The 12,515-nt window shown below is 72.2% G+C and carries 9 protein-coding genes; 4 read left to right on the forward strand and 5 right to left on the reverse strand.

From position 1 onward, the window contains the following. From ABEB28_RS40540 to ABEB28_RS40550, 3 genes are all read right to left on the reverse strand, one after another. Positions 1-2,907: hypothetical protein (locus tag ABEB28_RS40540; RefSeq protein ID WP_345733634.1), on the reverse strand; the 2,907-nt coding region annotated here is incomplete at its 3' end. A 48-nt stretch (positions 2,908-2,955) separates the two neighbouring features. Next, positions 2,956-4,518, reverse strand: coding sequence for a GMC family oxidoreductase (locus tag ABEB28_RS40545; RefSeq protein ID WP_345733635.1), 1,563 nt, complete (start codon positions 4,516-4,518; stop codon positions 2,956-2,958). After that, positions 4,515-5,981: an aldehyde dehydrogenase family protein gene (locus ABEB28_RS40550; RefSeq protein ID WP_345733683.1), complete on the reverse strand. Its 1,467-nt coding sequence runs from the start codon at positions 5,979-5,981 to the stop codon at positions 4,515-4,517. The genes ABEB28_RS40545 and ABEB28_RS40550 overlap by 4 nt, the downstream gene beginning before the upstream one ends. Positions 5,982-6,118: 137 nt before the next feature. Between ABEB28_RS40550 and ABEB28_RS40555 the strand changes: the two genes are divergently transcribed. After that, positions 6,119-6,946 (forward strand): IclR family transcriptional regulator, encoded by an 828-nt coding sequence (locus ABEB28_RS40555; protein WP_345733636.1) that lies wholly within the window; start codon positions 6,119-6,121, stop codon positions 6,944-6,946. A 25-nt stretch (positions 6,947-6,971) separates the two neighbouring features. On the opposite strand, the gene ABEB28_RS40560 is transcribed toward ABEB28_RS40555, so the two are convergent. After that, entirely contained in the window at positions 6,972-8,165 is a 1,194-nt protein-coding gene (locus ABEB28_RS40560; protein WP_345733637.1) for a DUF4032 domain-containing protein, read from the reverse strand. Beyond that, positions 8,165-9,193 (reverse strand): LacI family DNA-binding transcriptional regulator, encoded by a 1,029-nt coding sequence (locus ABEB28_RS40565; protein ID WP_345733638.1) that lies wholly within the window; start codon positions 9,191-9,193, stop codon positions 8,165-8,167. The genes ABEB28_RS40560 and ABEB28_RS40565 overlap by 1 nt, the downstream gene beginning before the upstream one ends. A 196-nt stretch (positions 9,194-9,389) precedes the next feature. On the opposite strand from ABEB28_RS40565, the gene ABEB28_RS40570 reads away from it, so the two are divergent. From ABEB28_RS40570 to ABEB28_RS40580, 3 genes are read left to right on the forward strand one after another with little or no spacing between them, the layout of a single operon-like run. Beyond that, positions 9,390-10,715, forward strand: coding sequence for an extracellular solute-binding protein (locus ABEB28_RS40570; RefSeq protein WP_345733639.1), 1,326 nt, complete (start codon positions 9,390-9,392; stop codon positions 10,713-10,715). An 8-nt stretch (positions 10,716-10,723) separates the two neighbouring features. Continuing rightward, positions 10,724-11,674: a carbohydrate ABC transporter permease gene (locus ABEB28_RS40575; protein WP_345733640.1), complete on the forward strand. Its 951-nt coding sequence runs from the start codon at positions 10,724-10,726 to the stop codon at positions 11,672-11,674. Next, positions 11,674-12,504 (forward strand): carbohydrate ABC transporter permease, encoded by an 831-nt coding sequence (locus ABEB28_RS40580; RefSeq protein WP_345733641.1) that lies wholly within the window; start codon positions 11,674-11,676, stop codon positions 12,502-12,504. The genes ABEB28_RS40575 and ABEB28_RS40580 overlap by 1 nt, the downstream gene beginning before the upstream one ends. Positions 12,505-12,515: the final 11 nt, after the last annotated feature.

Consider the following 12,515-nt stretch of genomic DNA (forward strand, 5'->3'; position numbering starts at 1 on the left):
CGCGCCCGCGTCGAGCACGTCGGTGACGACGCGCGGCGCGGCGAACATCCCCGGCAGCACCAGCGCGGTGGCGACGCCGAGCAGCAGGTACGCGGTGGGCACGTCGGCGGCGGCGCCGGTCGCGAACGCCAGCGCGACCGACGCGGCGACGCCGGTACCCGCGGCGACCCGGCGCGGGCCGGGCGTCCGGACCAGCACGGTGATCGTCGCGGCACCGGCCAGTACGGTGCCGAGCACGGCGAGCGTCGCGACCTGGTCGGCGAGCGACCAGGCGACGGCGGTCAGACCGGCGAACGCGGTGAGGAGCCCACCGGCGAGGATCGCGCCGCGTCGCCCCGGAGCTCCGGCTTCGTCGGCGGGTCCACCGGGCACGCAGGCGATCGTGGCGCCGGCCGCCGCGAGGGCCAGCAGCACGACGAGCGCGACCGGCCACGGCGCGTGCAGTGCCGGAGCCAGCTCCGCGATCGCCGGCGCCACCGCGGGCAGGCCGAACCGCAGCACCGTCCGAGGCTCGCGTGGCCACCGCACCCGCAGGAGCACCATCCCGACGGCCCCGAGCACCAGCAGCGCGACCGGGTCCAGCACGGTGCCCGCGAACTCCGTCGACGGGCCGAGCTGCGCCGCGTCCGTCGGAGCGCCGCGCCAGACCGCGGTGACCCACCCGAGCGGCGCGAGCAGCACCGCGGCCACTCCCGGCACCAGCGCCTGAACCGCCACCGCCAGCCCCGGCGCCGCAGCGCCCACAGCGGACCACCGCGCCGCGGCGGGCGGCGTCACAATGCGGGCCGCGAGCGCCGCGACGACCGCGGCGGCCAGCGCCAGCAGCGCGAGCATCGGCCGGTCGACCGTGCGGACGATCCCGCTGAGCACCAGCGTCCACCCGGCGAGCGCGAGGCCGAGGTACGCCGTGACCCCCGCCAGAATCGCGGCGACGAGCGCGGACAACGGCCGGGACTTCCGGATCCACCCCGCGACGACGAGCGCCACGACGCCGGTCAGCCCCACCGCGAGGCCTGCCGGGCCCGGCCCACCGGCCCAGCCCGACGCGTCCGCGGTGACCGCGGTCGCCACCGCCGCCCCGAAGCTCGCCAGCGCGCCGAGTGTGACGCCGGTGAGGTAGCCCTGCCGCCGCGGTGCGCGTGCGAACACGGCGAGCACTCCGGAGAGGACCGTCACTGCGCCGAGCGCGACCAGCGTCGCGTCCCGGGAGGCGAGCGCGAGGACGACAGCGTGCGCCCCGAGGATCCCGCCGAGCCCGAGCAGCAGCGGCCCCACCGCACTCCGGAGCAGCGCCCCCGCGATCGTGGCCCCTGTCGCGACCGCGCCGCTCGCCAGCGCCGCCACCGCGATCGACGACGCCCCCGCGGACGGCACCAGCACCGCCATTCCGGCTGCGGCCACCACCCCGGCCACACCGAGCGCGGCCCGCCACGTCACCCGGCCCGATCGTCCCGGGAGGCCCAGCGCCACCGCGAGCACCGCTCCGGTCGCCAGCACGACGACGAGCGCGGCCACCGCGTCCCAGGTCGCGCGCGTCCCGGACATCGCCCACACCGGCTGGGTCGCCGAGGACGCACCCCACACCAGGTCCGGATCGGCCACCGGCGAGAGCAGCGTGAAGCCGACGGCCGCCGCCGGGACGAGCGCGGCACCACCCGCCAGCGCAGCGGACGCGATCCCGACCCCCTTCCGCCACGGCGTCCGTGCTCCCAGCGTGACCACCGCACCCACCGCGACGGCCACCGCGAACGCGGTCAGCGCCCAGCCGTCCGGCCCGAACAGCGCCCACTGCAGCAGCGGCCCGACCAGCGCGACCGGCAGCGCGACCGCGGCCGCCAGCGCACGCGCCACCGGCGGGGAGGTTCGTACGGTCTCGGCCGCCGCGACCACGGCGAGCGCGAGCCCCAGCAGTACCAGCGTCCCGACCGCCCGCTCCGGGACGCTGGACCGCGACCCCGCCGCCAGCAACCCGGCCAGCAGTCCGAGCACGGCCGCGAGACCGCCGCAGACACCCGCCACCCGTCGCAGCACGGAACCGGTGACCCGCCACCGCACGACCAGGTCGCCCGCCACGAGCGCCAGCCCGAGGAACGCCCAGTGCGCCGCGGCGTCCGCCGTCGAAGCCGTGACGAGCACGGCGGAGAGGTGCGCCAGTACCAGGCCGGTCGGTCGCATGGCGCCCACCGGGACCAGCGCCGGATAACCGAGCGCGACGCCTGCGGCCAGGGCGAACACCAACCCGGCATACCCGGTCGGCTCGAGGGTGTCCGGTACCCAGCCGACGTGCCACACCGCGTAGCCGTCCAACGTGAACAGGACGAGAGCGAGCATCGCCAGCGTCTCCGCGGTCGACGCGAGCCCTTTCCGGACCAGGACGGCCGGGGCGGCGAACAGCACCGCGGTGATCCCGGCGAGGATCACCGCCCGTCCGCCGATCCCGAACGCGCCCCAGGCGACGACCGTGAACACCACCGCGGCGATCGCCAGCAGGATGCCGCCGAGCGCGAGCAGCACGGTCTGCACCGACCGGACCGACGTCTCCGGCCGGGGCCCCGGCTCGCCCTCCCGCGGCACCCACGGCGGTGGGCTCACCGGCCGGGCCGAGGCAGGATCTCCCGACAGCAACGTGTCGAGTGCGGCGGTCTGAGTCGGCCGCATCCCGAGCCGGGGCGACGCGGTGCGCTCGGCCAGCATCCGGGCTCGGAGCGCCGCGTTGTGCTCGTCGAACAGCCGGGTCCGCAGCGCCGAGATGTGCGCCGCGACGCGCTCCGCTTCGGCCGCGAACTGCTGCGCGTGGTAGAGCTCGGCCTGCGCGGCCCAGAGCCGCTGGCGCGCGATCTCCAGGTTCCGGTTGGCCTGCTCGGTCGCGAGCACGACGGACGCGTACTCCTGCTCCTCGCTGGTCATGCGCTCACCTTGGCGTGGGTGCGCATCCCCGGGCAGCGTCCGATCCGCCTAGACCTGGTGAGTAGTACTACCCAGTGAGAGCAGCTCTGCGCATCTCTCGCCGATCATCATCGTCGTGAGGTTCGGGTTCACCGTGGTCAGCGACGGCATCACCGACGCGTCGGCGATCCGCAGACCACGTACGCCGCGCACCCGCAGCGCGGTGTCGACGACCGCCAGTGGGTCGTCGTCGCGCCCCATCCGAGCCGTGCAGGACGGGTGGTAGACCGTGTTGTGCGTCTTCCGGGCGTAGTCCAGCAGCTCGTCGTCGGTGACCGCCTCCGGGCCGGGCGCTAGCTCCCGCGCGATCCATCCGGTCAACGCCGGCTGGGCGGCGATCGTGCGGGCCAGCCGCAGCCCGGCGAGCATCACCCGCTCGTCCTCGCCGTCCGGGTCGGTGAAGTACCGCGGGTCGACGCGAGCCTTGTCCCGGAAGTCGCGGGACCGCAGCCGCACCGTGCCGCGCGATCGTCCCCGGGTCACGTTCGGCGTCAGGCAGAAGCCGTTCTCGGTGGTCGGGTAGCCCCACCGGACCGTGTTGAGGTCGAACGGCACCGACCCGTAGTGCATCATCAGGTCCGGCCGGTCCAGCCCTGGCCGGGTCGCGGCGAACAGCCCGATCTCCCACCACTGGGTCGACTCGGTGACCATCGGCGCGGCGGCTTCCCACATCACCAGGCCCTCGACGTGGTCGTCGAGGTTCGCGCCGACCCCGGGGGAGTCGACCACGACGTCCACCCCCACGTCGCGCAGGTGAGCGGCGGGCCCGATGCCGGAGAGCATCAGCAGCTTCGGGGTGTCGATCGCGCCGCAGGAGACGACGACCTCACGCCGGGCGGAGACCGTGAGTCGGTGCACCCGGTCGGCGGCGAGGTACTCCACCCCGGTGGCGCGCCGGTCGGAGAGCAGAACGCGAGACGCCCAGGCGTCGGTGACGACGGTCAGGTTCGGTCGGGAACCGAGCACGGGGTGCAGGTACGCGTGCGACGACGAGCTGCGGGTCCCGTCCGGCGACGCGTTGATCTGGAACCAGCCCGCACCGTTCACCACGGTCCGGCCGGTGTTGAACTCCACGGTCGGCAACCCGGCCTGCGCGGCAGCGGCCAGCAGTGCGACGCCGCACGGGTCCTTCGCCGGCACGGTCCGGACGTGCACCGGCCCGGATCGTCCGCGGTGCTCGCCGGGGGAGTCGGTGGTCTCCATCCGCTGTAACAGCGGCAGACACTCGTCGAAACTCCAGCCGGGCAGATCCCACGCCAGCAGGTCCTCGGGGAGAGGCCAGAACGCGATGCACGAGTTGTGCGACGAGCAGCCGCCGAGTACCCGGGCGCGGCTGTGCCGGAGGAAGCTGTTGCCCCGCTCCTGCGGCTCGACCAGGTAGTCCCAGTCGTACCCGGACTCGAGCAGGAACATCCAGTCGGTCAGCCGCAGGATCTTCTCGTCGCCGACGTCGGAGGGCCCGGCCTCGAGCAGGCACACCGACACGTCCGGATCCTCGGAGAGCCGAGCCGCGACGACGCACCCGGCACTCCCACCACCGACGATCACGTAGTCGAACTCGCGCACGGTCACCCCTTGAACCACCGCAGCGGCGACGGTGCCGTGTTCTGCCAGACGTGCTTCGCTTCGCGGTACTCGGCCAGCCCGGACGGTCCCAGCTCGCGTCCGTTGCCGGACTGCTTGACCCCGCCCCACTCGGCCTGGGGCACGTACGGGTGGTAGTCGTTGATCCAGACGGTTCCGGCGCGCAGACCGCGGGCGAACCGCTCCGCCCGGGCGGCATCGAGGGTCCAGACGGCACCGGCCAACCCGTACTCGGTGTCGTTCGCCAACGCCAAGGCCTCCGCCTCGGACGAGAACGTCTCGACGGTGAGCAGCGGGCCGAACGTCTCCTCGCGGACGATCCGCATGTCCGCGCGGCACCCGTCGAAGACCGTCGGCCGGTAGAAGAACCCGTTCGCCAGCGACGGGTCGTCCGGGCGGCGCCCACCGGCGACCAGCTTCGCTCCCTCGGCGAGCCCGGCCGCGACGTACGCCTCGACCTTGTCGCGGTGCGCGGCCGACACCAGCGGCCCGGTCTCCGACGCCGGATCGAGGCCGTTGCCGACCACGATCCGCTCGGCGCGGGCCGCGACCTCGGCGACCAGCGTGTCGTGGAGTGGCGCCTCGACCAGTAGCCGGGCTCCCGCGGAGCAGACCTGTCCGGAGTGGAGGAACACCGCGGTGAGCGCGTAGTCCACGACCGTGTCGAAGTCGCTGTCGGCGAAAACGACGTTCGGATTCTTGCCACCGAGCTCGACCGTCACCCGCTTGACCGTGTCGGCCGCCGCGCGCAGGATCCACTTCCCGGTGGCGACGCCGCCGGTGAACGACACCAGGTCGACGTCGGGGTGCTCGACCAGCGCGGCACCGACCGGCCCGGCGCCCAGCACCAGGTTCACCACTCCGGCCGGGACGCCGGCCTCCACCAGCAGCTCGACCAGCCGGATCGTGGTCAGCGGCGTGACCTCGCTCGGCTTGATCACCACCGTGTTCCCGGCGGCGAGCGCGGGCGCGACCTTCCAGGAGATCTGCAGCAGGGGGTAGTTCCACGGCGTGATCAGCGCGCAGACACCCACCGGCTCGTACACGATCCGGCTGACCACCGACGCCTGCCCGGTATCGACCAGACGCCCCGGATCGCTGTCGGCGATCGCGGCGTAGTAGCGGAACACCGCGATCACGTCGTCGACGTCCAGCGCGCTCTCGGCCAGCGTCTTGCCGGTATCGAGCGTCTCGGTCCGGGCGATCGTCTCCTTGTCCCGGGCGAGCAGGTCGGCGACCCGGGTCAGCACCGCGGCGCGGTCCCGGGCGGGAGTGTTCGCCCACTCGCCGGCGTCGAACGCCCGCCGGGCGGCGGTGATCGCCGCGTGCACGTCCGCGGCGTCGGCGATGTCGACCTGCGCCACGACGCTCCGGTCGGCCGGGTTGACGACGTCGTCCGTGCCGCCGCTCGACCCGGAGGTCCAGACTCCGTCGATGAACAGGCCGGGCACGACCACCGCCTTCTCGAATCGGCACAGCAGCCCGAGTGGGCATCGTTGCGCCACGAGCAGCCGGTTTCTCAGTGGGCAACAGCATGGCCGGACCCAAGATCGGGGTCAAGATTCTTCGGCGCACCTACAGTTGCGTCATGCGAAACAGCGAGCGCTTGGCGGACGCCGCCTCGTCTTCGGGGGGCGGGTCTTCGGGGGCCGCCGGGTCCTCCGGTGGGGTCCAGTCCGTCGATCGAGCGATCACCGTGCTGGAGATCCTCGCCCGCCGCGGCGACGCCGGGGTCAGCGAGGTCGCGGCCGAGCTGTCCGTGCACAAGTCGACGGCGTTCCGCTTGCTGGAGACGCTCGAGGACCGCGGGATGGTCGAGCAGACCGCCGACCGCGGCAAGTACCGGCTCGGCTTCGGGGTGGTGCGGCTGGCCGGGGCGGTGTCGGCGCGGCTCGACGTCGTCGCGCAGGGGCGGCAGGCGTGCGAGCGGCTCGCCGCGGAGGTCGGCGAGACCGTGAACCTCGCGGTACTGCGCGAGCACTACGCGGTCAACGTCGACCAGGTGCGCGGCCGGGCCACCGTGACCACGCACAACTGGGTCGGCCAGCTCACGCCGCTGCACGCCACGTCGAGCGGCAAGGTGCTGCTCGCGGCTTTGCCCGCGGCCGGCCGCCGGGCCGCGTACACGGCCGGCGGCCTGCCGGCCTACACGCCTGCCACGCTCGCGTCCGCGGCGGCGCTCGAAGACCAATTGGCGGACGTCCGGGAGCGCGGCTACGCGGTGACCGTGGAGGAGTACGAGGTCGGGCTCAACGCGGTGGCCGCTCCGGTCCGGGGCGCCGACGGGGCGGTGCTGGCGGCGATCAGCGTCTCCGGGCCCGCGTACCGGTGCCCGGTCGACCGGCTGCACGAGATCGCGCCGACCGTCGTCGTCGCGGGCGACGAGATCAGCCGCCGCCTCGGCTGGTTCGGCTGAGGCGCGGCATGTCCGGCCCCCGCTGTCACGAGGGGCGACGCCGCAGCACCGTGTCCAGGTAGGACCGTAACGCCGCGGTCGTCCCGACGTCCCGCCCGGCGCGCTCGGAGAGGAACCACCGGTGCTCCAGCACCTCGTGGAACACCTCGGCGGGCGCCAGCCGGCCGGCGAGTTCGGGCGGGACCGCGTCCACGACCGGTTGGTAGACGGTGTTCAGCCAGACGTGCCCCGCGGTGGTCTCCGGCACCGGCCTGCCGTCCCGCTGCTCCAGGTAGGCGCGGAACGATCGGAGGTCGTTGAGCAGCCGCCGCGCCTGCCCTTCCTGCACCTCCAAGCCGGTCAGCCGGAACAGCTCCCGCCGATGGTGGCCGATCTCGGCGACCCGGACGTCCACCCGGAGCCGGCTGCCCTCCGGTGACGTCACCAGCTCGACCTCGCCGACGTCGAACCCGAGCTCGTTGAGCGTGCGCAGCCGCTCGGCCACCCGGTACCGCTGCTCGTCGCGGGTGAACACCTCCTCCCGCGTCACCTCGTGCCAGAGCGCCTCGTACCGCTCCGGCAAGCTGTCGGCGACGTCGATCGGATCGACGTCCGGCGGCAGCAGTTCCCCGGCCCGCAGGTCGAGCAGCTCGCCGCCGATCCGCTCACCGGCCAGGTCGACGTCGTACCGGCGCTGGCCGGAGGTGAGCCGCCGGTGCCGCTCGACGGTCTCGGCGTCCACCAGGTAGGCGGCCAGCCGCCCGGCGTCCAGGCGGAACAGCGTGTTAGACAGCGAACAGTCCCCCCAGAAGATCCCGGCCAGGTGCAACCGGACCAGCAGCTCGACCAGCGGGTCGAGCAGGCGCTCCAGCGACAGCGGCCCGCGCGGGCCGGAGAACAGGTAGCGGTAGGACATCGAGTACTCGAGGTACCGGGTCACCAGGATCGCCTCCTGGTCGTCCGGCCGATCGACGCAGACCCCGAGCGCCGACACCGTCGGCAGCCCTTCCTGCTCGAACGCGGTGAGCAGCGCGTACTCGTGCCGGGCGAGCCGCTCGTTGATCTCCTTGAGCGCGTACACGCCGTCGGCTTCGGCGACGAACCGGACCACGTGCCGGGAGATGCCCCGCTGCGGGACGTCGAGGAGCAGCTCGGGGGCCCACTCGGCCAGCGGCTGCTCCCAGGGCAGCGCGAGCAGCCCCGCCGCGTCGGCGGCCGTCGGGCGGAACACGTACCGCATCAGCCCTCCCGCGCGGGAGTGGGTGGAGCGGTGCTCCGCCGGATCACCAGCCGGGTCGGCACCACCACGTGCCGGCCGGTCGGCTGACCGCGGAGCAGCGCGAGGAGCAGGTGGGCGGTGCGGACGCCCTGGTCGCGGGCGGGCTGGGCGACCGTCGTGAGGTCGGTGAGCTCGGCCAGCGGGTGGTCGTCGATACCGATCACCGAGATGTCCTCCGGTACCCGCAGCCCGGCCCGGCGGATCGTCCGGACGGCGCCCAGCGCCAGCTCGTCGGAGTGGCAGTAGACGGCGGTCGGCGGGTGGCGGCGGCTGAGAAGCGTCGCCATCGCATCGGCCGCTGCCACACCACTCCAGTCGATCGTCACGGCCAAGCCGGCGTCCACCGGCAGACCGGCGTCGCGGAGCGCCGCGAAGTACGCGTCGGCCCGGCCGGTCGTCCCCGTCCGGTCGGCCTCGTCCGGGTCGACCGCGGCGATCATCCCGATCCGCCGGTGGCCGAGGAACAGCAGGTGGTCCATCGCCTGTCGGCCGGCCTCCCCGTCGTCGATGTGGACGCTCGGGTACACCGCGTTCTGGCCGCCGGCCGCGACGATCAGCACCCCCATCCGCTCCAGGCGGCGCTGTTCGGCCTCGGCGACCCCGAACGCGACGACGACCACCGCATCCACCTTGCGCCGGGCCGGTAACCGGTGGAAGAAGTCGCGTCGATCGTCGGCGTCACCGACGTGGTAGAGCAGGACGTCCATCCCGGCGTCGGACAGCTCGGCCTCCAGGCCGCTCACCACCGCACCGAAGAACCACCGGTCGACGTGGGGCACGACCAGCGCCACCCGGCCCACCGCCCCGCGCGCGAGCCGGGAGGCCTCCGGCGAGACGACGTAGTCGAGCTCCTCGGCGATCCGCAATACGCGGGCGCGAGTGGACGGTGCGACGCCGTACGCGTTGCTCATCGCGCGCGACGCGGTGGCCAGGGAAACCCCGGCCAGTCGCGCGATGTCGGCCAGACTGCTCCGTCCCGACTGCGGCACGGTCGAGAAGTTTATGGAAGCGTTTCCGATCTTGTCGAGAGCGTCCAGGTCGGTTATTCGCCCCGCTTTCGACGCGCCCCTTGACGCCGCGCGGGGGGTGGCTCCACGCTTCTCGGAAGCGCTTCCGAAAGTGATCTGGATCACTCCACTTGGTCACTGGCTCGATCTCGGCAACGACGGCGAGAGAGGCGGAACGGTGAGACGGACAACGCACGTCCGACGGCGCGTACTGGGAAGCCGTGTTCTGGGTGCCCTGGCGGTACTCGGCCTGTTGGCCCCGCTCCTCACCGCCTGCGGTGGTGAGGAATCCGGCGGCCCGACCACGTTGACGTTCTACAGCTCCAACCCCAACCAGGTACCGATCGTCGAGAAGTGCGCCGTGGAGTCCGGCGGACGCTACACGCTCGACGTTCAGGCGCTCCCGAACACCGCGAGCGGTGCCCGGGAACAGCTGTTACGGCGGCTGGCCGCGGAGGACCGCGGCATGGACATCCTCTCGATCGACCCGCCGTTCATGGCCGAGTTCGCCAACGCCGGCTTCCTACGGCCGTTCACCGACGCCGAGCGCCGGCACTTCTCGTACGACGTGTTGGCCGGGCCCCTCGAGCAGGGCATCTTCGAGGACAAGATGTACTCGGCGCCCGCCAACGGGAACACCCAGCTGCTCTGGTACCGCAAGTCGGTGCTGAAGAAGGCCGGTATCGACCCGAGCGCCGGACCGGTCACCTGGGACCAGCTCATCACCGCCGCCGAGAAGGCCGGGGTGACGTTCGCCGCGCAGGGACGTCGCAACGAGAGCCTGATGGTGTGGGTCAACGCGCTGGTCGAGTCGGCAGGCGGGACGATCCTGAGTCCGGACTCCGAAGGGAAACCCGCCGACGAGGTGACGTCCGGGCTGGACAGCGACGCCGGGCGGCAGGCCGCCCGGATCATGCGGAAGCTGGCCGACTCGCCGGCCGCCTACCCGGGCTTCAGCACCGGCGGCGAGGAGAACTCGCGCGCCGCGTTCCAGGCCGCGGACGGCGGCTTCATGGTGAACTGGCCGTACATCTGGGCCGCGGCCCAGACCGCGGTCGCGGACGGCTCACTCGCCGAGAGCTTCCTCGACGACGTCGGATGGACGCGCTACCCCCGAGTGCTCGCCGACCGCGAGAGCGCACCACCGTCGGGCGGCCTCGGCCTCTCGATCAGCGCGTTCAGCCGGCACCAGGACCTGGCCGTCGACGTGATCCGCTGCGTGCTCTCCCCGACGAACCAGAAGGCGTACATGTTCACGGCCGGTGACCCGGCCGTCATCGGCTCGATCTTCGACGACCCGGAGGTCCGGGAACGGTTCCCGATGGCCGACGCCATCCGGGAAGGCATGGCCGACGCGGGGCCGCGGCCGGTCACCCCCTACTACGGCGACGTCACCGCAGCGGTCCAGTCGGGGTTCCACCCGCCGGACGAGGTAACCGAGTCGTCGGCGAAGGAAACCGGCGACCTGCTCGAGGCCGTCCTGTCCAACGAGCGGCTGATTTAGGAGCGTCGATGAGCACCACGATCCCCGCCGCCCCGCCGGAGGCCGCTCCGGTTCCGCCCCGCCGGGCCCGCCCGGCGATGACCGACCGGACCCGCCACGAACGGCGGCTGGGCTGGATGCTGGCCGGCCCCGCCCTGTTCGTGATGGTCGCCGTCACCGGCTATCCGATCCTCAACGCGCTCTGGCTCTCGCTCTTCGACTACCGGCTCACCGACCCCGACGGCCGCGAGTTCGTCTGGTTCGCCAACTACGCGACGATCTTCACCGACGGTCTGTTCTGGCGGCAGTTCGGCGTCACCGCCCTGATCACGGTCGTCACGGTCTCGGTGGAACTCGTGCTCGGGTTCGCGCTGGCCATGGTGATGCACCGCGCGCTCTACATGCGGACGCTGTTGCGCACCGCCATCCTGATCCCGTACGGCATCATCACGGTCGTCTCCGCCTTCTCCTGGCAGTACGCGTTCAGCAACACCTACGGCTTCGTCAATCCGTGGTTCGGGCTGGGCGATCAGGACTGGTTCGGCAACACCTGGACGGCCCTGTTCGCGATCTGCGTCGCGGAGATCTGGAAGACGACCCCGTTCATGTCGCTTCTCCTCCTTGCCGGGCTGGCACAGATCCCGAACGACTACCTGGAGGCGGCGACCGTCGACGGCGCCACGCCGTGGCAGCGGTTCAAGCGGGTCATCCTGCCGAACATGAAGGCCGCGATCATGGTCGCGCTGCTGTTCCGGACGCTCGACGCGTTCCGCATCTTCGACAATGTCTTCATCATGACCGCTGGTGCGCAGGGCACCGAGACGCTGTCGTTCCTCGCCTACCGGCAGACGATCAGCCGGGTGATGGTCGGTCTCGGGTCTGCGGTCAGCGTGATCCTCGCGGTGATCGTCGTCCTGATCGCGTTCCTGTTCGTCAAGGTCTTCCGCACCGACCTGTCCCAGCAGAAGGGAGGCAACTGATGAAACCCGGACGCCGGGCCGAGGTCGCCTGGATCGTCGGCGGGATCGCGGTGGTCCTCTACGCGATCGTGCCGGTCGCCTGGATCGTCTCGCTCTCGTTCAAGGGCGGCGACGACATCACCAACCAATCGTTCCTCCCCTCGGCCTTCACCTGGGAGAACTACCGGATCGTTTTCGCGTCCGACCTGTTCACGACAGCGCTGCGCAACTCGATCGGGATCACGATCATCGCGACCACGATCTCGGTCGTGCTCGCAACGCTCGCCGCCTACGCGGTGGCGCGGCTGGAGTTCCCCGGCAAGCGCCTGATCCTGGGCGTCGCGCTCGCGATCACGGTGTTCCCGATCATCGCGATCGCCACCCCGCTGTTCAACATGTGGCGGAACATCGGCCTCTACGACACCTGGATCGGGCTGATCATCCCGTACCTGTCGTTCTCCCTTCCGCTCTCGGTCTACGTCCTCTCGGCGTTCTTCCGGGAGATCCCGTGGGAGATGGAGCAGGCGGCTCAGGTCGACGGCGCGACGAGCTGGCAGGCGTTCCGGAAAGTGATCGTGCCGCTCGCGGCCCCCGGCGTGGCCACCGCCGCGATCCTGACGTTCTTCGCGGTCTGGAACGACTTCATCTTCGGTATCACGCTCACCTCGAGCGAGAGATCCCGGCCGGTTCCGGCGGCGCTCGCGTTCTTCAGCGGGGAGTCGTCGTTCTCCGAGCCGACCGCGCCGATCGCCGCGGCCTCGGTGATCATCACGATCCCGGTGATCGTTCTCGTCCTGTTCTTCCAGCGTCGAATCGTCGCCGGTCTGACCGCCGGTGCGGTCAAGGGTTAGGGGAGGGACGC

Source organism: Cryptosporangium minutisporangium, from assembly GCF_039536245.1.
GTDB lineage: Bacteria > Actinomycetota > Actinomycetes > Mycobacteriales > Cryptosporangiaceae > Cryptosporangium > Cryptosporangium minutisporangium.